Genomic DNA, 20,718 nt, shown 5'->3' on the forward strand with positions numbered 1-20,718 from the left:
TAGATTCAGGGATTGTGTCATGAAAACGTTAGGCGAATTCATCGTTGAGAAACAGCTAGACTTCTCTCACGCCACCGGCGAATTAACTGCATTACTTTCAGCAATCAAACTCGGCGCAAAAATTATTCACCGTGATATCAACAAAGCTGGTTTGGTTGATATTTTAGGTGCCAGTGGTGTTTCCAATATTCAAGGCGAGGACCAGATGAAACTGGACCTGTTTGCCAATGAAAAATTGAAAGCGGCCCTGAAAGCACGTGGTGAAGTTGCCGGCATCGCGTCAGAAGAAGAAGATGACATTGTTATCTTTGACGGTGGACGGGCAGAAAATGCCAAATATGTCGTTCTGATGGATCCATTGGATGGCTCTTCAAATATCGACGTGAATGTGTCCGTCGGTACAATTTTCTCTATTTATCGTCGTATTACCCCATTTGGGGTGCCTATTACTGAAGCTGACTTTTTGCAACCGGGCACCAAGCAAGTTGCAGCAGGCTATGTAGTCTATGGTTCTTCAACCATGCTGGTCTATACCACAGGTTACGGTGTGCATGCTTTTACCTATGATCCTTCGCTGGGTGTTTTCTGTTTGTCCCACGAAAAGGTTCGCTATCCCGCAACCGGTTGCATGTATTCCATCAACGAAGGGAATTACATTAAATTCCCATTAGGCGTGAAGAAATACATTAAGTATTGCCAAGAGCAGGATGAAGCCACTAAGCGGCCTTATACCTCACGCTATATTGGCTCGCTGGTTGCCGACTTCCATCGTAATTTGTTGAAAGGTGGTATTTATATCTACCCAAGTACTGCTAGCCATCCACAGGGAAAACTACGTTTACTCTATGAATGCAATCCAATGGCTTTCTTGGCAGAACAAGCCGGTGGTAAAGCAACGGATGGGGTTAACCGCATTCTGGATATCGTGCCGGAGAAACTGCATCAACGTGCACCGTTCTTCGTGGGTACCAAGTCTATGGTTGAAGACGCTGAAGGCTTTATTGCTAGGTTCCCTGACGAAGAAGCTAAGTAATTAGCGGATTTCGACTGAAAACAGCGGCCATTGCGCCGCTGTTTTTCTTATGCCTCTAGCGCCAGCTTATCCCCCTGCAATTTGAAAACCGCCATACTGGCTGACAATGCGCTCGCTTGATCTTCTAATGAACGCGTTGCTGCCGCTGCCTGCTCAACCAATGTCGCATTCTGCTGGGCAACCTGATCCATCTGAGCAATAGCCACATTGACTTGCTCAATACCACTGCTTTGCTCATAAGTTGCAGCTGATATTTCACGCATCAACGCGGTGACTCGACTCACCTCACTGGCGATCTCATGCATGGTCTGCCCCGCAGATTCAGCCATATCTGCGCCTTCTCGTACACGACTCTGTGATTCAACGATCAGGTCTTTAATCTCTTTAGCTGATTGTGCACTGCGCTGGGCCAGATTACGGACTTCACCGGCGACGACAGCAAAGCCTCGCCCTTGCTCCCCCGCTCGGGCAGCTTCAACCGCCGCATTGAGCGCCAGAATATTAGTTTGGAATGCAATACCGTCAATCACGGTAATAATATCGGAGATTCGCCGCGAACTGGTGGTAATAGCCTGCATTTTATCAACAACGTGGCTGACGGCCTCACTGCCCTTATTGGCAATGTCCGAAACACTCATCGCCAGGCGATTGGCTTGATCGGAGTTCTCAGCATTCATTTTTACCGTTGAAGTCAGTTGTTCCATGCTGGCGGCCGTTTGTTCCAGTGAGGACGCTGATTCCTCTGTACGTTCGGCCAAATGATGGTTACCCGCCGCTAACTCCCGCGAGCCGACACCAATTTGCCCGCCGACTTCACGTACGTTGCTCACCGATTCCACTAACGATTGCTGCATAACTTGCAACGCTTTTGCTAACCGAGCCAGCTCTGTATTTCCCTCACTATTAATATTGCGGGTTAAATCACCAGAGGCGATATATTCTAATTGATGAATTGATTGCTCCAAAGGCTGCAAGATAATGTATTTGAGCGCAAACCATGCCAACACAGCAGAGATCAAGGTGATCACGCCCGCAGCAACAATGATCGCTAACTTAATTTTGGCGGCATTGTTCGCCCTATCAATTTGTTGTTGACCAGCATCCAAGGCATAACTGCGAAAAGTGGCAACGTCATCGTTGAAGGCTTTGCTAATCTCCGTGATACTCTTTTCTAGCACATCATAATACTCATCTGCGTAACCCGCTTTGATAGCGGCAAGCATCGGGATTACACCTTTATCCACATAATTTTTATAACTTTTTTGAATATTTTCTGCCAATACCTGCCCGTCTCCCCGAGCAGATACCGCACTAACAAAACGTGCCATCTCTTTTTGTGACAATGCCAAAGAACCTTCAGCCTGCTTTGCTGTTTGCAACGACTCATCAATCAGACCGATCTCTAGTTGATGGATTGCCAATGCGGCTTCTGTTCGAGCACTCAAGGTCGCATTGAAACTATTCGATAAAGACCCCAATTCCTCCCCTTGGATCTGATTAATGACTTGTAATGAGCGTGAGCTTTCCTGAATCGAATTGATTCCGATCACACTGACAATTAATAAAATCAATGACATAAGGCTTAGCTGAGCAATAAGCCCATTCTTAATGGTAATCTTTTTTAACATCGGTTTTTTCCGGTTGTGTGCAAATGGTTAAGATTACAAAGTGTTAGCAGTACAGCGGACGATCTTATTATTTGATTTAGTTATCGGCGCTGCATAGGTCGTCTTGAACCATCGCAAGAAAAACAGCTTAAAATAGATACATTTATCTAATGACGGGATTTTATCTCAATGAAATGGCCCTGATTCAGGCAATCTCACCGCTATCAAGCAGTGAAAAGGGCGGGAATTCACCTAAGACTTGGCTATAATAGCCAGCACTCCATTTCTGGTTTGATAAAAGGAAACCGACATGAGCTTGAACGACGTACCTGCAGGTAAAGACCTGCCAGAAGATATTTATGTTGTAATCGAAATCCCTGCTAACGCTGACCCGATCAAATATGAAATCGATAAAGAGACTGGTTCTCTGTTCGTAGACCGTTTCATGTCTACCGCGATGTTCTACCCTTGTAACTACGGCTACATCAACAATACCTTGTCATTAGACGGGGATCCGGTTGATGTGCTGGTGCCAACACCGTATCCGTTACAGCCTGGTGCTGTTATTCGTTGCCGCCCAGTTGGCGTGTTGAAAATGACGGATGAAGCAGGCGAAGATGCTAAGTTAGTGGCTGTTCCACACAGCAAACTGACCAAAGAATATGATCACGTTAAAGACGTGCAAGACCTGCCTGAATTGCTGAAGGCACAGATCAAACACTTCTTTGAGCATTATAAAGATCTGGAAACGGGCAAATGGGTGAAAGTTGACGGCTGGGAAGATGCCGCAGCGGCCAAAGCTGAGATCCTGTCTTCTTTCGAGCGTGCGAAGAAATAATTCTTTGTTTTGCCGATAAAAAAACACCGCTCATTGAGCGGTGTTTTTTTTTACTCATGACAATTTCAAATTTATCGCAATCTAAGGTAACGGCTTATCATTTTCTTCATGGCGTTTGAGCCAATCGCCACTGTAAATACGTGGCACCCCTTCGATCGGTAAACGATAAAGATATATCCACGCACTACCGTAAGGTGTTTGAATTAATTCACGTCGATAATCTTTAGTATTACTTTTCAACTCATCTAACTCATTCATAATAGAAGAGTTAATCCGATAAACCTCACAATGCACAGTGCCTTCTCCGGGAATGACCGCCGGATAATGACCTAAATTGTACATTTCATAGCCTTCCAGATCATGTTCGCCCAGCAACTGAGCGTCCGTCATCCAGTGACTATTACCTTGCTTGCGTCGTAAACTGCCGTAGACAATAATTCGCATTGTTAGAACTCAAACTGATAAAGCACATCTAATGCCTGATCAATACCAGACACCGCTTCTAGATACAACCTTGGCATCAACCGATAACGTAATGTTAACGTTGCCAGCGAGTCAAATATACCTACTCCGTATTTTACTTGCAGATCTTTGGTGACATAGCCACTCACAACCACTTGCGAGCTATCGCCAACCCCTTGCGTATCAAGTGCTAGGTTAGTGACACCAAATGCCTCGCCAATTTTACCCACAAGTTTGCCACTTTGTGCAACCCCCATTCCGACAAGCATTGAGGTCATCAGGCCGCTGTCTGCTCCTGAATTGCCTAACCCCTGCCCACGTAACAAGTACGACAGCGCCTCTTGCTGCGACATCGACGGATCCGAGAATATTTCCAGCCGTGGTGCATCGGCCATTCCCGTCACTCGGACACCCGCAGTCACGCCATCAGCAGTGGCATCAGGATTACGTATTGCTTCAATATTGAGTAACGGCTGATCTGGTGGTCCAGAGAACAGTAGTACCCCTTTATTGACGATCAAATCCTGCCCATAAGCTCGGAAACTACCAGACGGGATATTAATCTGCCCGTTCAAGCCCAACCCACGCTGATCTTGAACCATTTTCAAATCGCCCTGCAAACGGGCTTTAAGGCCAAATGCATTGAGACGAACATCGTTACCGACTCGGATCACCAGATTACTGTTGATAGGAATACTGTTTGACCGTGGTGAAATCGGTTTTAGGTCATTATTGAGCATCACTTCGTCGGAAGACACACCAACCGCAGTTTCCGGTACTTCCTGCACAGTGATACGCGCCCAAGGGATATCCACCGAGCCGTTAAGAGTGAACAACTGCGGTGTAGCTTCAAACACTATGTCTGGCGAAACATCAATTCGTACCATCGGCGGGACAGTGACACGCAACTTGTTGCCTTTTGCTGCGATTCGGGCACGCCAAGCATTGATATCACGCCAATCAGCATCGCCAGACAAATTGAGCTGCCCTTGAGACGTCCGAATTAACCCATCCAGCGTTGAGGTCATGCCATCGAAATTCATCACCAGCCGACCTTCGGTAATATCAAATGGCATCCAACTGCCATCAACATCCACATTATCCAGCGCTAATCGACCGAACACTAATGGACTTTTGGCATTACCACCCAAACGTAGATTGGCATTTAATAGGCCCGCTGCTTTTTCGCCATCACTGAGAATCGGGTTAATCATCGCTAAGGAGATATTATTGATAGCGATGTTACCGGATAGATTGCGCCGCCCTTCCGGGTCTGCAACCTGTACCTGCCCTGAGAATTGGCCGTTGTTCACCAGTTTGATGAGCCAATCGGCACGTACTTGTCCATTGGTGAGGCCACCATTGAGATTCAGCGTTTCGAATGCAATAGGTAACGTATTACCCTGCACGACCTGCTGCACCTTAACGCCATTACCACTAAGGGATACCCGCACATCTGGCAAGCTGCCCCCTGCTTTCCAACTCACATCGGCTCGGCCGGTGAACACGCCATCTAAGGTTGTCTCTGGACCAAGAAACGGCTTTATCATTGCTAAATCAAAACGATTGAGCACGACACTCGCCTGCCCGCTGGGGCCCGCTTCAATGGCTCTAGGGACACAAAGCTCCGCATTCGGATTAAGCCAGCAATGTGGCCCAATAGTGACCCGTTCTAACGTATTTTGGTAATCCAGCGCTATCGCACGACTTAAGCGCCATTCACCAACAGGAGTGTCGAAGCGGGTATTATTGAGCGTGCCACGCCAACGCTCTTGCTGCCTATCAAAACTCCCCTCCAACGCCAACTGACCAGACACGGGTTCACCCTGCATATTCAGGCGCAACTGATGCTGTTTTTCACTGCCACGGGCATCCAACGTCAGCAAACTGACCACTAAATCGGCTTGCTTAAGTTGTTCTACCCGAATGGCAAGCTGGCCCTGAATTTGATCCGTCGAGCGAACATCACCCTCAATTCTGACCCGATTAATGCTTAATTCTTGCCATTGCAGGCGGTTGGCGGTGAGGTCAGCCAGCAGTTGTGGTGCTTTAAGGTTGCCGCGCAATCTCAGTGTGCCGTTCACAACACCGGCAAGCCCCGGTAACGCCCCATCAAGCTGTGGCGCATCAACATTGGCATCAAGCTGCCATTGCTCATTGAGGTCACCTTTTACATCGAGCTTATTACGCCCCAATGCCAGATTGATGCCAGGAATATGCCACTGACCTGCGGCATTCCCTGTCAATGAACCACGGGCTGTCACGCGATTTTGTTTAACGTTGCCATCCAGCGTCAGCTCTGGTACCTGTAACTGCCAGCTCCCTCCGTGGATACTGCCTCGGGTAACAATCTTGCCATCCAGTTTTGCCGGCCACTCCGGCCACTGCTTCGCCGTGTTAATCCCTGACAGGGTTAATACCGAATTCCAACTAATGGCCTGACGCCAATCTACCACCCCAGTTAAGTCCGTATTACCTTGCAACGCTGCCAGACGTAAACGAGTGAGATTGAACTGCTCAACATTGCCTTTACCATCCAGCATCACTACCGCTGGCGGTAAATCTGTGCCTTTCACATCAGAGCGAAGGGAGAGCGCATAATCGGTCGCTTGCCCGTTTAGGCGCATTCTAAGATTGTCGATTTGGTATGTGGAGTCACCCGCCAGTGGCCAACGTAGTTGCTTACTTTGTAAGGTTAAGGCTAAAGGTAAACCGGCTTGTGCCAGCGAGGTTTCTGCATCCAATTGCGCACTGACTGGGCCAGATAAGTTCAGTGCCACCTTGAGCTGCTCACGTAGTGCACCACCCACGGTGAGCTTCACTTTCTCGCCTTTTAGCGGCTCCACATTCAATGTGCTGTTGACGACCAGACTCAGCGGCCATGTTTCATTCAATGTCGCCTCCCCCTGAGCCGACAACCCGCCTTGTGGCGACTTAATTTCCAGCGTATCCAGTGTGATGCGTTGATCTTGAGTGCTAGCTTGCAACAAGAGACTACTGATCAGCACATCAGTATCGCCTGTCAGCCTAAGCTGTTGCCCTGAGATCGCATTAATCTGCAAATCCAGCGGTAAGCGGAAATCCGGTAATTCAGGCAGTAAAGGTTCGGCAAACAACGCTTTTAAGCGCTCACCGAGCGGGAGTTCCGGCTCTATGGGGATGGGAGCCACAGCTTGCTGCTCAACCGCTTCTTTTACGGCGATGGCTGTTTCAACTGCTGGTTTGGCAGCATCAGGGACAATAGCAGGTACAGTTTTGGGTAATGCAATTAATAACCCATTGATTTTCGTTGGCATTAAGTTCAATGCACGTTGCTGCCAATGTGCGCCCGTACGGAATTCGTCTAACGAAATCGCAGTATCATCAATGGTGACTTTGACATTATTCAGCGTCAGCATACGTAACGTGATGGGGTATGGGGTACTCAACTCCCCCATCGGCTCGGTACTGGCGGGTGTTTCTGCCGCAGGCGGCAAGGCTTTGGTATCCACTACCACATCCACATCTTGTGCGGTCAACGCATTGACACATAACTCACTGCGCTTAAGGCAAGAAAGCTGTAATGACAGATGAAATTGGCCTGCTTTCACGGTAACGCCCGGCATTTGGTACTGAATACCCTTCAAAGTCAGGTCACGCCACCCACCAGTGACACTGGCAATATCCAACCCAGGCACCCAACGTACGGCGCTGTTGATCAAGAAGTGCAAGCCACTGGTGGTACCAAGCAGACCCGCCAACGTCCCCACCAGCAGTAGGATAATGAGCAAAAATGCGATACTGAGTCTCTTTACCCACCTCATAGTTCAGGCCCCAAACCGATGTAAAATTGCACGCCATGTGCGGTGTTGTCGCCAATAGGTTTGGCGATATCCAGCTTGATCGGACCAACAGGAGAAGCCCAGCGCACGCCGACACCGGCACCTGTTTTGAAATCACTCTTACGAATATCGTTAACAGCTTCACCTGAATCGACGAATACCGCTCCCCACCACCGGCCGGTCACATTGTATTGATACTCCAGTGTCCCTGTGGCCAGCTTAGAAGCACCGGTCAGCTTACCTTCGCTATCGCGTGGTGAAATATCACGGAACTTATAGCCGCGAATACTGCGATCCCCCCCAGCAAAGAAGCGCAGCGATGGCGGTACACGGTCAAAGTTATTGGTTTCGATCCAGCCTAAATTACCGCGAACGACAAAGCGGTTTTTCTCACCCAAAGTACGAATCCACACGTTCTGCGCTTGGAATATGCCGAAATCAACATCAGAACCCCATGTGGTATCAGACCAGTCAATGGAATAGTTTTGGCTATCTCCCCAAACTGGCATCGCTCCACCTCGCTGGCGAGTACGGCTAATATTCACCCCCGGATACAGCAACATGGTGGTGTCCGTCACGCTACCTTGGGTAAAGTGATCGAGACTCCAACGCAGGTTAACTGATCGCTTCCAACCACTGGATAGATCCCAGAATCGAGCCACGTTGAGAGTGGTGGTATCTGAATTGGTGTCATTAAGGTCAGTGCGCTTAAAGCCCCCTTGCAGCAAGTAATATTGCTCAAGGGGATTTTTTAACAGCGGAATACGATAGCTAAAATCCAGCGTCTGTTCAGGTGCTGAAAGCGTGGTGCTGGTCGTTAGACTGTGCCCATAGGAGTTTACCCACGGCTTACGCCAACTGGCGGTTAGGCGCGGGCCAACGTCGGTCGCATAACCGCCCCCCAATTCGATGGTGTTTTCTGTTCTTGGGGTGACGACAGCATCCAATGGCAGGATTTTGGTTTTTCTCGCATCACGAAAGTCGGGCGAAACCACCACCGAGTTAAACCAGTTCGTCGCTGCCAAACGGCGGTTTAGTTCAGCCAATTCATCAGAGGTGTAATACTCTCCTTCATGAAAGGGCACTAAATTTTGCAGGAAATCCTCACGGATTTGTGAGCCTTGGAAAATGACTTTACCGAAACGGTAACGCTCACCACTGTCGAAATCGATATCCCAGAATGCTTTACGCAGTTCTGCTGCCACGCCTAATTGGCTTTTGATCATATTGGCGTCAAAGTAACCACGGCGCAGCGCCAAGCCTGTCAGCGAGCTTTTGAAATTATCATAATCGCCGTGATTCAGGATGGAGCCTATTTTGGGGGTATCGCGACGTACCAATGCCAGATAGTCAGGGTCTGTTTTCGCCCCGCCTTGTAAAACGATATCGACACCGGCAATCAAGACCGGCTCACCTGGGACCACTTTGGCAATCAAAACAGACCGAGCAGGCGCTGGACGCGTTTGTAAATCGAACGTAATAGTGGGGTCGTAATAGCCTAAAGCGCGCAAACCTTGGCGTATAGCCTCATCCACTCGCGAGCGGAAACGGCCATCTGCCGTCACTTCATCAGTACCAATCGTGGATAAACGTGCCCTGACGTTTCTCTCTAAGTCCCCGCTAAGACCTTCCACCTGCAACCGTATATTGGCAGCATAGGCGAGAGGTGTGGCGAGCAATACACACAAAAAACACAGGATTGGGTATCGTGGCACGCGCGCTCCTAATTAATTTATCCCCTTCAACTTTCGTGTTGCAGGTGTGTTGACAGTACCATCAGCACTGCCCAGCATCTTGAAATCTATTGGGTATACATTCCTGTAAAAACCATCTCACGGACGTTTCATCACTGACACAATCATCCCGCACTTAAAGCGCGATTTAGGCATGTTCCGCCTAAAATTCTCCCTTAAACCGCTACATTAACGCAGGATGGTTCTTATTGTGTGCAAACTCGTAGTCAGATACAACTGTCTATCGCCATTCACTGTAAACATCTTGTTAGCAATTTACTGTAAACTTAAGATTCAATGTACACATCGGAGACTACTTTGGTGCAAAATTTTGATAAATCCGCCGTCATCGATGCGGCGAATGCTTTGCCAGGCCGACTGACACCAATGCCGGTCGCCACTCTCCATGTGGTCAATGGTCACTCAATGACGCATGTCCCTGATGGGATGGAAGTTGCCATCTTCGCCATGGGATGCTTCTGGGGTGTCGAGCGGCTGTTTTGGCAACAACCGGGTGTCTATAGCACCGCGGCTGGCTACAGCGGAGGTTATACACCGAATCCGACTTATCATGAGGTTTGTAGCGGTCGTACCGCCCATGCCGAGGTCGTTCGCGTCGTCTTTGATCCCACCATCATCAGCTATCAGCAGCTATTGCAGATCTTCTGGGAAAATCACGACCCTGCTCAAGGAATGCGCCAAGGGGGTGATGTTGGCACCCAATATCGTTCAGCGATCTATGTTCTGACACCTGAGCAGGAAGCGCAGGCCCAAGAGAGCAAAGCTCAGTTCCAGCAGGCGATGGCACAAGCAGGTGATCACCGTTCGATCACCACTGAGATTACAGCGGCCTTGCCGTTTTACTATGCCGAGGACGACCACCAGCAATATCTGTACAAAAATCCACATGGATATTGTGGCTTGGGGGGAATTGGCGTTTGCATGCCGCCCAATTAGTAGAGCTGGCGGCGCATTCATCGCTGCTGCTATACTCTTTTCGGGCTGTTCACGCAGCCCGAAAACGGTTTTTGCCCGTTATCTAGAATTCAACATTGCACTAATTGAATTAATCCAATTAAACAGTATGGCCCTTCCTTACGATCGCCGGCGCATCGTCGGTACGACACGGATAGATTATGTTAAACAGTATTTTACTGATTCTTTTTTTAATTGCGGTGAGCGCCTTTTTCTCGTTATCAGAGATTTCGTTAGCAGCCTCTCGCAAAATTAAATTAAAACTTCTGGCCGACGACGGTGATGTTAATGCCGCGCGGGTTCTAAAATTACAAGAAACGCCGGGGATTTTCTTTACCGTCGTGCAGATTGGTTTGAATGCCGTCGCTATTCTCGGGGGTATCGTGGGTGATGCTGCGTTCTCACCTACTTTTAAAATCGTGTTTGAACGGTTTATGTCGCCTGAACTTGCCGATCAAGTCAGCTTTGTTTGTTCGTTTGTACTGGTAACCAGCCTATTTATTCTCTTTGCTGACTTAACCCCGAAACGTATCGGCATGATTTCACCCGAAGCAGTCGCTGTTCGGATCGTCAACCCAATGCGTTTCTGCCTGCTGATTTGTCGTCCATTGGTTTGGTTCTTCAATGGAATGGCAAACCTGATCTTCCGCTTGTTCAAACTACCAATGGTTCGTAATGATGACATCACCTCTGATGATATCTATGCCGTAGTGGAGGCTGGGGCTTTGGCGGGAGTACTACGAAAGCAAGAGCATGAACTGATTGAAAATGTCTTTGAGCTAGAGTCTCGCACCGTTCCATCCTCGATGACCTCCCGTGAAAGCGTGATCTATTTCGATCTGCGGGAAAGTGAAGACAGCATAAAAGAGAAAATTTCGACCCATCCCCACTCAAAATTCTTGGTCTGTGACGGCCATATTGATCAAGTGGTAGGCTATGTTGACTCCAAAGACCTGCTGAATCGCGTATTGGGTAACCAGAGCTTAGTGCTAAGTAGCGGCGTACAAATACGCTCAGCCTTGATTGTTCCTGATACCCTGACTCTCTCTGAGGCGCTAGAGAGTTTTAAAACAGCCGGTGAGGATTTTGCTGTCATTCTCAATGAATATGCATTGGTGGTGGGTATCATTACCCTAAATGACGTGATGACCACACTGATGGGAGATTTAGTCGGTCAGGGGCAAGAAGAACAAATTGTTGCCCGCGATGAAAGCTCATGGTTGATTGAGGGGGGAACCCCGATTGAAGATGTGATGCGCGTGCTGCATATCGATGAATTCCCGCAATCAGGCAATTATGAAACCATCGGCGGTTTTATGATGTATATGCTGCGTAAGATCCCGAAACGCACTGATTTCGTCAAATATGCAGGCTACAAATTTGAAGTTGTAGATATCGATAGCTACAAAATCGATCAGCTACTGGTCACCAAGCTGAGTGATCAACCCGCACCCATTCTGCCAAAAGCCCCACACGAAAGCAGTGATGCATAAGTTAAGTTAGGTCACAAGCCATCGTTAAAACATTAGCGGCCCCAATCAAGGGGCCGCAGTTCAATTTGGCTGAGTTATCTCTTCCCTAAACAATCAGAGTGACCATCAAACAGCAAGAGTTGCTAACCTGCGGCCACTGCAATGAGAGAAGGGAATCAGCCCATTTCAGACTGTAGGCGCATCACTTGCCGATTCACTTCAGACATCACCTCAAAATGGCGTTTATCCTTAACTTTCGGGATTAAAATCTTGCCTTTATCAAACTCAAAAGCCCCCATATCTTTGATATACAGACGGCCACGGAATAACGTTTTAACATACATCGCGACTTTTGCCGGATTGTAACGTTGGAAGATCCTCATTATTTTACTTTCCTCCATAACACCAATACACACCCTTTGGCGCCTTAGCGACCAAGATCACAGGTAGCGTAAGATAATTGCAGAGTAATAGACCTAGAGTATGGGGTTAAGTTCCCCCTAACTCAGTGATTGCTGCTGGATTTACACAAAATTACAGTATTAGACTGATTAATTTAGACTTAGAAACAGAATAACCATCTGGTTACTGTCGGAAATATTTTTTTTCAACTGACAGGACAGACCACTGATCTGCACCTATGATTGGGAAGCTAACCTGTACTGTTTTCAGGGATAAGGCGACTCTACCCATAAGATCCACAAGGACATCACATGTTAAAAAATAGCCTGCTTATATTGTCCCTACTGCTCACACCATTGCTTGTCAACGCCCACTCCATTCAGAATAACCAACGAGTGCCGCCCGTTGGCGTCAGCGATAAAGGCGAACTGGATTACGATAAAGCTACTGATCAGTTTAGCTACAAAAACTGGAATAGCTCGCAATTGCCCGGCAAAGTACGAGTAATTCAACACATCGCTGGGCGTACTTCTGCAAAAGAGCTGAATGCGCCCCTCGTGGAAGCCATCAAGCACGCTAATCTGCCACACGAACATTACCAAACGACGACAATCGTCAATACCGATGACGCAATCATTGGTACAGCTATGTTTGTACGCAACAGCATTGAAGACAGTAAACGTGAGTTCCCTTGGTCACAGTTTGTGGTCGACAGCAACGGGAATGTCAAAAAGGCATGGGGCTTAGCGGATAAAGGCTCTACTGTTGTGGTGTTGGATCAACAAGGGAATGTGAATTTCGTCAAAGATGGTGCACTGACACCAGAAGAGGTGCAGCAGGTTATCGACCAACTGCACCAGCTTGTTAAGCAGTAATTTTCTTCTCGCACTTAGTATTCGTCTAGAACTTAGGTATGCTTCTAGAAGAGCGAGACTCTAAAGCCGGGGTTCAGGAACGATTCACGTGGGGTATAAGATAGTGGTTTACCCTGCCAATCGTGAACCTGTGCCCCAGCCGCAATAGCCACGGCATGCCCTGCTGCAGTATCCCACACATTGGTTGGCCCGAAACGGGGATACAGTTGAGCTTTCCCTTCGGCCACCAAACAAAATTTAAGTGATGAGCCGACTGCCACTGTCTGATGCTCACCCAGTTGCGCCAGATAATCTTCCAGCTCAGCATCACTGTGTGAGCGACTCACAACCACTAACGGTGGAAGTGCGTCACGTACCTGAATCTCCATACGACGCCCCCCCTCCTCTTTCCATGCCCGATCGTTTTCTGCGCTATACATCACATCGGTCACTGGCGCATATACCACGCCCAACACAGGTTCACCTTTATCGATCAGCGCAATATTCACGGTGAATTCACCATTGCGATTCAAAAACTCTTTCGTGCCGTCTAGTGGGTCAACCAACCAATAACGCTGCCAATACTGACGTTCAGCCCAAACTGGTGGATCTTCCTCTGATAACAACGGAATATCAGGCGTCAACACGGCTAATCTCGCCTTAATAATCTGGTGAGCAGCAAGATCAGCAGCAGTCACGGGTGAATCATCTTTTTTATGGGCCACATCAAGGGGCATTTCACCCTGATAGACCGCCATAATCGCCACGCCTGCTTCGCGGGCTAGCTGGCAAATTTGCTCTAACATTATTCCCCCTTGGTATTTTGCATTATGTCGAATATTGAAAGTCAGAATACACCAGATGATAATGATTCTTTAAATCGATATACCCAACACATGAATGTTGCGATTAAGCAGCCTCAAATCCGAAGAGTATCGCGTTACTTACAGTTTAGAACGCCATACTAAAAAAATATTGAATCCTCTTTTGCCGCGATTGACCCACCGACAAACAAACCTCCGACCCAACCACCATAACTTCCGAAGAACATTCAATAAAATCAGCGGCATTAACCTGTAACAACTGTGAACTTATGCGCGGTATCTAACGCTGATATCTGCCAAACTTCACACTTTGTTTTAGCAATTATTTAAATTTACATATTCTTTTGCGATACACGTCTAATAGTTTTTAATGGAGAAAGCCATGATCAAGCGTCCGCTGACGTTATCCCTCCTTGCCAGCCTAATTGCAGTCGCAACATCAATATCGATGACGACAGCACAGGCCGCCACCGTTGACTTGCGCGTTCTGGAAACCACTGACTTGCATAGCAACATGATGGATTTCGATTACTACAAAGATAAGCCGACTGAGAAGTTCGGCCTGGTACGTACTGCAAGTCTGATTGAAGCAGCCCGACAGCAAGCAACGAATAGCGTGCTAGTGGATAACGGTGATTTGATTCAAGGCAGTCCGCTTGGCGACTATATGGCCGCAAAAGGATTAAAAGCGGGTGATATTCATCCTGTCTACAAGGCAATGAACACACTGGATTATGCCGTCGGTAATATCGGTAATCACGAGTTCAACTATGGGCTAGATTATCTGAAGAAATCACTCGCAGGTGCAAAATTCCCTTATGTGAATGCCAACGTGATTGATGTGAAGACCGGTAAACCGCTGTTCCAGCCTTATTTGATTGTCGATACGCCAGTAAAAGATCGTGAAGGGAAAACCCATAACTTACGCATCGGCTATATCGGTTTTGTGCCTCCACAAGTGATGATTTGGGATAAAGCCAATCTAAGCGGCAAAGTCACGGTTAACGATATCACTGAAACGGCTAAAAAATGGGTACCGGAAATGCGCAAGCAAGGTGCTGATTTGGTCGTCGCTATCCCGCATTCAGGGCTGTCCAGTGATCCGTATAAGACCATGGCTGAAAACTCCGTTTATTACCTCAGCCAAGTGCCGGGCATTGATGCCATCATGTTCGGTCATGCTCACGCTGTTTTCCCAAGTAAAGATTTTGCCGCGATTAAAGGCGCAGATATTGCTCAAGGCACATTAAACGGTATTCCTGCCGTCATGCCGGGCCAGTGGGGCGACCATCTAGGTGTGGTCGATTTTGTGCTGAATAACGACCAAGGCCCATGGCAGGTCACTCAGGCTAAAGCGGAAGCTCGTCCTATTTACGATAAAGCGGCACAAAAATCGCTGGCGGCAGAAGATGCAAATTTGGTTAAAGTGCTAGCGGCAGACCATCAAGGTACGCGTGATTTTGTGAGCAAACCGATCGGGAAAGCATCAGATAATATGTATAGCTATCTGGCGCTGATCCAAGACGATCCCACCGTACAAATCGTGAATAATGCACAACGCGCCTATACCGAACACTTTATTCAAGGCGATCCTGATTTGGCTGAATTGCCAGTGCTCTCTGCCGCAGCCCCCTTTAAAGCCGGTGGCCGTAAAAATGACCCTGCCAGTTTTGTTGAAGTTGAAAAAGGTGAGTTAACCTTCCGGAATGCCGCTGATTTATACCTCTATCCGAACACGTTAGTGGTGGTGAAAGCCAGTGGGGCTGAAGTGAAGCAGTGGCTGGAATGCTCTGCGGCGCAATTTAATCAAATTGATGTCACCAGCAGTAAACCGCAGTCACTGATCAACTGGGATGGCTTCCGCACTTATAATTTCGATGTCATCGATGGCGTAAATTATGAGATTGATGTCAGCCAGCCAGCACGTTATGACGGTGAATGCGCGCTGATCAATGATAAAGCTGAGCGTATTAAAAACCTGACGTTTAACGGCAAACCTATCGATCCGAAAGCCATATTCTTGGTTGCGACCAATAACTATCGCGCTTATAGCGGTAAGTTTGCAGGGACAGGCGATAGTCATATCGCTTTCGCCTCGCCAGATGAAAATCGTTCTGTACTGTCCGCTTATATTAGTGCTGAAACCAAAAAGCACGGGCAAGTGACCCCGCAAGCCGATAACAACTGGCGCTTAGCGACACTTGAAAGCAAGCAGCCACTGGATATCCGTTTTGAAACTTCACCAAGTGCCAAAGCTGCTGAATTTATTAAACAAAAAGCACAGTATCCGATGACAGCGCAAGGGACTGATGAAATTGGTTTTGAGATTTACCGTCTCGATTTGCAAAACAAGTAATTTTGTCACCTAAGTAATGGTTCACCACTGCGCTTTTCGGGGCGCGGTGGTGAACGCTAATACCTCGTCGTGGTTATATCGCAATCTATAACATGTATTTATTATGCATGTTATAGGTTTTTAATTACTCACTGAGGTGTCATCATGGATTACCGCAATCAATCTCTGGGTGCGTTGGCTATTGCCATTCCACGGGCTACAAAACTATTTCGCCATTATCAGCTCGATTTTTGCTGTGGAGGTAAGCAAACCCTTTTACGGGCCGCCAATAAGCTGGCACTGGACATTGATGAGCTGGAAGCCCAGTTGAGCGCATTGCAAGATGAACCACATTCATCTGAAGATTGGCAGCAACAGCCGCTCACTAATTTCATTGATTTTATTATCAACCGCTACCATAACCGCCATCGCGAGCAGTTGCCGGAATTGATTCTGATGGCTGAAAAAGTTGAACGCGTCCATGGCGAAAAACCAGCATGTCCACGTGGGTTAGCCGTTGAACTCACTGCGATTCTGGAAGAACTGACCCAACATATGTACAAAGAGGAACAGATTTTGTTCCCAATGATTCAACGTGGCATGGGTACTCAAGCCGGTGGCCCTATCTTCGTGATGGAAGCAGAGCACGATGCTGTTGGGCAGCAGTTAGAGGTGGTAAAGCAACTGACGCAAAATGTGACGCCACCAGAGGGTGCTTGTAATACTTGGCGCGCACTTTACACCGGCATCAATGAATTCATCACTGATCTAATGGAACATATCCATCTGGAAAACAATTTACTGTTTCCCCGCGCATTAAAAGGTGAATGATTTCACCACTCGCCTTGGCAACTTCGCATTAAATGCAAAAGGGCGACATGATGTCGCCCTTGGTCTTAACACTGCGGATGGAAATGTCAGAGAATAGAAATTACAGAATTTCCAGCAGTTCCACTTCAAACATCAGCGTACTAAATGGTGGGATAGTTGCACCCGCGCCACGCTCGCCATAAGCCAGATTGTGTGGAATGTATAACTTCCATTTAGAGCCGACTGGCATCATAGATAACGCTTCGATCCAGCCTGGAATAACACCACTGACTGGGAACTCTGCTGGCTGACCACGCTCGACTGAGCTATCAAACACCGTACCATCGACCAAACGACCAGTATAGTGAACACGCACACGATCCTGACGGGATGGAATTGGGCCATCACCCGCTTGCAGCACAGAGAACTGCAAACCAGATTCTGTGGTGGTCACGTCATCACGTTTCGCATTATCTTCCAAGAAGGTTTTCCCTTCTTCGACTAATGCCTGCTGACGCTCAACACGCACTTGATCGGCGCGCTCATGAACTTCACGCAGTGCACGATGCACAACGTCAACGGGGACGGTCGGTGTATTCCCTTCCATCGCATCACGCAAACCTGCCAACAGTGCTTCTGGCAATAAACCTTCCAGCCCGGACTCTTGCAATTGCTGCCCGATTTGTAAACCAATCCCGTAGCTCGCTTGCGCTTCAACGCTATCAAAAGAAGGGGTTGTCATGGATTTTCCTTTAGTGGCTTTTTCATGTCGAAGCCGCAAGCATAACAGCAGCAGGGGAGCGCGGTAAAATCTTGCGTCGTGAATGATGACTTTTGTCGTAGAAAAAGAAACAATGACAGCAGGCTAACGGGAAATACTCAGTTTAGGTATGATAATCTTCTGCCTTTTGGCATCAGACAGTTAGCCACTATATTAGCCGTTAGCACTATACTTAGAAGGCTATTGACTCACTTAGAAGCCTATGGACTCATCCTCCATCATTTTTATTTTATCTTGTTTTACGTTGTTGAAGAGAGGTCACCATGGGCAGAATCGCGCCCAGGAGAAGGAAGAGTAATCGGATTTATCAGCCATTGCTGCACACTTGGCTGACATTTAGGCAGAAGATCTTGCCGGACCCTAAAGGAGCCGATGATCAACCCTTGATGTCCGAAACCAGTGCGCCCGAACACATGTCCTCAGTTGAGGATGCGGTGGCGAATAATCCTGTTCCCCCTGAAGCCACCGTGGCAGCTGCAACGCCAGAAAAAGGCATCAAAGGGTTACTACTGAAAATCTGGCATTTGCCGGACGGATTTCAGTGGATGGAGCCATTACCGTTCTTCCACCGTCGCTGGCTCATTATCGTCACCGCCATATTGCTATTAGCGCTGCTATGGCCCGTATCACACGATAATACCAATCGTTCCTTCCCTGTTAGCGCACCGTCCACTGACGTACCGTTACAGGCCCAGTTACAGGATAATCTTGATGCTCCGCCACCGCCAACGGTGGCCCCTCAGCAGGTAGTGCCTGATACTTTGCAAGGAAACTGGCAGAGCTATCAGATTCAGTCAGGAACCACACTGGCTCAGTTATTCCGTGACAATAATTTGCCAGTGAATGAAGTTTTTGCAATGGCACAGGTTGAAGGTAACGATAAGCCACTGAGTAATCTGAAAGCAGGGCAAGAAGTTAAAATCATGTTAGATGCTCAAGGCACTGTCGCCGCACTGGCCATTGAGACGACCGCCAACACAGAAGTGTTGTTTACCCGCCAGAGTGATGGCAGCTATCGACGTGACCGTTAACCGTTGCCGATAGCCACTACTATCTCGCCCCCAATTTTCTTTGATATTGTCACTCAGTTACTCCCGAATTAGGTTGTCTTCTGGATGGTTAACGCCATCCAAAGACACTGCCGCATTCATAAATAAAGGGAGTAATTATGATATGAAATATAAGTTATCCTTTGCATTACTACTGACACCATTGAGTGTATTTGCGACGCTGCATTGCCCCGCAATTGATTCTATCTCACGAATAGGGGGGACCTATTTGGCGACAAGCACGGAAGGCGGTGAATGGATTGGTACGCTTCAAGACCCTATCCCCCCGTTAGCCGACATTCAAGATTTCAGTGAGGCGCTTTTGATACTCGACAGTGATCGGGATAAAGGCAATCTCATTGATCAGGGGAATTTTCAGAAATGCACTTATAACTTGGAGACCCAAGATAAGCGGGTGGATATGTATTATAAAAATAAAGCATGGCTAGTCTCTATCAGTGGAAAACCACACTGGAAGTACCACCAAACGCCGCTGTTTGAGCTTTACCTCTGCACAGATGTAGCTGCCGAGGAGTGCACGTTTGAAATGCTACCACAGGATTCTGATTCATAACGCCTCTGAGTGAACCGCTAATAAACGATAAATTTCCTGTTTGCCAGAAAGCAAAACGCCAGCACGAGGCTGGCGTTTTAGCAGGTTAACAGCAGCGTAACTTACGCTTCTGCAACCACGATCACGTTCAGTTTTGCGAATACGTCGCTGTGTACTTGGAAATCAACTTCATGATCACCAGTGGTACGCAGAACGCCATTCGGCAGACGAACTTCGCTCTTGCTCACTTCAACGCCAGCTGCAGTAACAGCGTCAGCGATGTCACGAGTACCAATAGAGCCGAACAGTTTGCCTTCATCGCCAGATTTAGAAGCGATAGTGACGCTGCCCAGTTCGTTAATTTTGGTTGCGCGAGCTTCAGCAGCAGCCAGAACCGCAGCCAATTTGGCTTCTAATTCTGCACGGCGTGCTTCAAAGAACTCAACGTTTTTCTTAGTTGCCGGAACAGCTTTACCTTGTGGAACCAGGAAGTTACGAGCGTAGCCCGCTTTAACGTTCACTTGGTCACCCAGGCTGCCCAGGTTTGCTACTTTATCAAGCAGAATAACTTGCATTACCTTATCCTCTCAAAGTCGTTAATGGACAGTGGCCGATTACTGATGACGATCAGTGTACGGCAACAAAGACAGGTAGCGAGCGCGCTTGATACAACGAGCGAGCTGACGCTGGAATTTTGCACGAGTACCGGTAATACGGCTCGGGACAATTTTACCACTTTCAGTGATATAGTTTTTCAGCGTAGCGATGTCTTTATAATCAATCTCTACAACGCCTTCCGCGGTGAAACGGCAGAACTTGCGACGACGGAAATAACGTGCCATTAGGCTAGTCTCCAGAATCTATAAATTCAATCTGCTCGGCATGCAGAACCAGTTTGTTTAGCCCATTGCGACCTTGATGGCAGCTAATGAAGCCTTCAACGGTTAACTGACTGCCGACCGTTATACTGTGAGTTAATGCTTGTGACGTTTGCCCGCTAACAACGATGGGCATTCTGCACCATGTTTGTCGGCTAAATCCGGCTTCCTGCTGTGTTGATCGATGCTCAAGCACAAATTGACAATGCGGGATACCAGAAGGACTGACCTTTCGAACTGGGGTCTTGCACACTGTGCCAGAGAGTACCAGACGATTAGTGGTCACCACGG

Annotated in this window: 19 protein-coding genes; 9 read left to right on the top strand and 10 right to left on the bottom strand. The window is 47.9% G+C overall.

What is annotated here, in order from left to right:
- Positions 1-19: 19 nt before the first annotated feature.
- A complete protein-coding gene (fbp, locus tag DA391_RS19955; protein WP_042806716.1) occupies positions 20-1,033 on the top strand; it encodes a class 1 fructose-bisphosphatase in 1,014 nt (337 codons plus the stop codon).
- Between the two features lie 47 nt (positions 1,034-1,080).
- On the opposite strand, the gene DA391_RS19960 is transcribed toward fbp, so the two are convergent.
- The gene (locus DA391_RS19960; protein ID WP_050080898.1) at positions 1,081-2,661 is read right to left on the bottom strand and encodes a methyl-accepting chemotaxis protein; all 1,581 of its coding nucleotides are present in this window, start codon (positions 2,659-2,661) and stop codon (positions 1,081-1,083) included.
- Positions 2,662-2,950: 289 nt separating this feature from the next.
- Between DA391_RS19960 and ppa the strand changes: the two genes are divergently transcribed.
- Complete coding sequence (gene ppa, locus DA391_RS19965) at positions 2,951-3,478, top strand: inorganic diphosphatase (RefSeq protein WP_004875436.1); 528 nt, start codon at positions 2,951-2,953, stop codon at positions 3,476-3,478.
- 81 nt (positions 3,479-3,559) lie between these two features.
- Here ppa and DA391_RS19970 read toward each other — a convergent pair whose 3' ends face one another.
- From DA391_RS19970 to tamA, 3 genes are read right to left on the bottom strand one after another with little or no spacing between them, the layout of a single operon-like run.
- On the bottom strand, positions 3,560-3,922 hold the full coding sequence (locus tag DA391_RS19970; RefSeq protein WP_050080910.1) for a gamma-glutamylcyclotransferase family protein: 363 nt from the start codon (positions 3,920-3,922) through the stop codon (positions 3,560-3,562).
- A gap of 2 nt (positions 3,923-3,924) precedes the next feature.
- Positions 3,925-7,743, bottom strand: a complete 3,819-nt coding sequence (gene tamB / locus DA391_RS19975; RefSeq protein WP_108088103.1) for an autotransporter assembly complex protein TamB — start codon at positions 7,741-7,743, stop codon at positions 3,925-3,927.
- Entirely contained in the window at positions 7,740-9,476 is a 1,737-nt protein-coding gene (tamA, locus tag DA391_RS19980; RefSeq protein ID WP_050080912.1) for an autotransporter assembly complex protein TamA, read from the bottom strand. Before tamA ends, tamB begins: the two co-directional genes overlap by 4 nt.
- Before the next feature lie 339 nt (positions 9,477-9,815).
- On the opposite strand from tamA, the gene msrA reads away from it, so the two are divergent.
- Both msrA and DA391_RS19990 read left to right on the top strand, forming a co-directional pair.
- The gene (gene msrA, locus DA391_RS19985; RefSeq protein WP_108088309.1) at positions 9,816-10,451 is read left to right on the top strand and encodes a peptide-methionine (S)-S-oxide reductase MsrA; all 636 of its coding nucleotides are present in this window, start codon (positions 9,816-9,818) and stop codon (positions 10,449-10,451) included.
- Between the two features lie 179 nt (positions 10,452-10,630).
- Complete coding sequence (locus DA391_RS19990) at positions 10,631-11,962, top strand: hemolysin family protein (protein ID WP_019211325.1); 1,332 nt, start codon at positions 10,631-10,633, stop codon at positions 11,960-11,962.
- Between the two features lie 155 nt (positions 11,963-12,117).
- On the opposite strand, the gene DA391_RS19995 is transcribed toward DA391_RS19990, so the two are convergent.
- Positions 12,118-12,324, bottom strand: a complete 207-nt coding sequence (locus DA391_RS19995) for a DUF1107 domain-containing protein (protein WP_050080914.1) — start codon at positions 12,322-12,324, stop codon at positions 12,118-12,120.
- Positions 12,325-12,654: 330 nt separating this feature from the next.
- Here DA391_RS19995 and DA391_RS20000 point away from each other — a divergent pair, with 330 nt between their 5' ends.
- Positions 12,655-13,218: a YtfJ family protein gene (locus tag DA391_RS20000; RefSeq protein WP_050080915.1), complete on the top strand. Its 564-nt coding sequence runs from the start codon at positions 12,655-12,657 to the stop codon at positions 13,216-13,218.
- A gap of 44 nt (positions 13,219-13,262) precedes the next feature.
- Here DA391_RS20000 and cysQ read toward each other — a convergent pair whose 3' ends face one another.
- Positions 13,263-14,003 (bottom strand): 3'(2'),5'-bisphosphate nucleotidase CysQ, encoded by a 741-nt coding sequence (gene cysQ / locus DA391_RS20005; RefSeq protein WP_167398187.1) that lies wholly within the window; start codon positions 14,001-14,003, stop codon positions 13,263-13,265.
- Positions 14,004-14,391: 388 nt separating this feature from the next.
- Between cysQ and DA391_RS20010 the strand changes: the two genes are divergently transcribed.
- Together DA391_RS20010 and ytfE are read left to right on the top strand one after the other, a co-directional pair.
- Complete coding sequence (locus DA391_RS20010; RefSeq protein ID WP_057642645.1) at positions 14,392-16,377, top strand: bifunctional 2',3'-cyclic-nucleotide 2'-phosphodiesterase/3'-nucleotidase; 1,986 nt, start codon at positions 14,392-14,394, stop codon at positions 16,375-16,377.
- 144 nt (positions 16,378-16,521) lie between these two features.
- Positions 16,522-17,187, top strand: coding sequence for an iron-sulfur cluster repair protein YtfE (ytfE, locus tag DA391_RS20015; RefSeq protein ID WP_108088105.1), 666 nt, complete (start codon positions 16,522-16,524; stop codon positions 17,185-17,187).
- Between the two features lie 100 nt (positions 17,188-17,287).
- Here the strand turns inward: ytfE and DA391_RS20020 are convergent, their stop codons facing one another.
- A complete protein-coding gene (locus DA391_RS20020; RefSeq protein WP_019211331.1) occupies positions 17,288-17,908 on the bottom strand; it encodes a peptidylprolyl isomerase in 621 nt (206 codons plus the stop codon).
- A 302-nt stretch (positions 17,909-18,210) separates the two neighbouring features.
- Between DA391_RS20020 and DA391_RS20025 the strand changes: the two genes are divergently transcribed.
- Complete coding sequence (locus DA391_RS20025; protein ID WP_057642647.1) at positions 18,211-18,978, top strand: OapA family protein; 768 nt, start codon at positions 18,211-18,213, stop codon at positions 18,976-18,978.
- 142 nt (positions 18,979-19,120) lie between these two features.
- Positions 19,121-19,570, top strand: coding sequence for a DUF3757 domain-containing protein (locus DA391_RS20030; protein WP_108088106.1), 450 nt, complete (start codon positions 19,121-19,123; stop codon positions 19,568-19,570).
- 101 nt (positions 19,571-19,671) lie between these two features.
- Here DA391_RS20030 and rplI read toward each other — a convergent pair whose 3' ends face one another.
- Genes rplI through priB form a run of 3 tightly spaced genes read right to left on the bottom strand, consistent with a single transcriptional unit; the run spans position 19,672 to position 20,716 of the window.
- Positions 19,672-20,124, bottom strand: coding sequence for a 50S ribosomal protein L9 (gene rplI, locus DA391_RS20035; RefSeq protein ID WP_019211334.1), 453 nt, complete (start codon positions 20,122-20,124; stop codon positions 19,672-19,674).
- A gap of 39 nt (positions 20,125-20,163) precedes the next feature.
- The gene (gene rpsR, locus DA391_RS20040; protein WP_005272652.1) at positions 20,164-20,391 is read right to left on the bottom strand and encodes a 30S ribosomal protein S18; all 228 of its coding nucleotides are present in this window, start codon (positions 20,389-20,391) and stop codon (positions 20,164-20,166) included.
- A gap of 4 nt (positions 20,392-20,395) precedes the next feature.
- On the bottom strand, positions 20,396-20,716 hold the full coding sequence (priB, locus tag DA391_RS20045) for a primosomal replication protein N (protein WP_048619007.1): 321 nt from the start codon (positions 20,714-20,716) through the stop codon (positions 20,396-20,398).
- Positions 20,717-20,718 lie beyond the last annotated feature (2 nt).

This window comes from Yersinia massiliensis (assembly GCF_003048255.1).
GTDB classification, from domain to species: domain Bacteria; phylum Pseudomonadota; class Gammaproteobacteria; order Enterobacterales; family Enterobacteriaceae; genus Yersinia; species Yersinia massiliensis_A.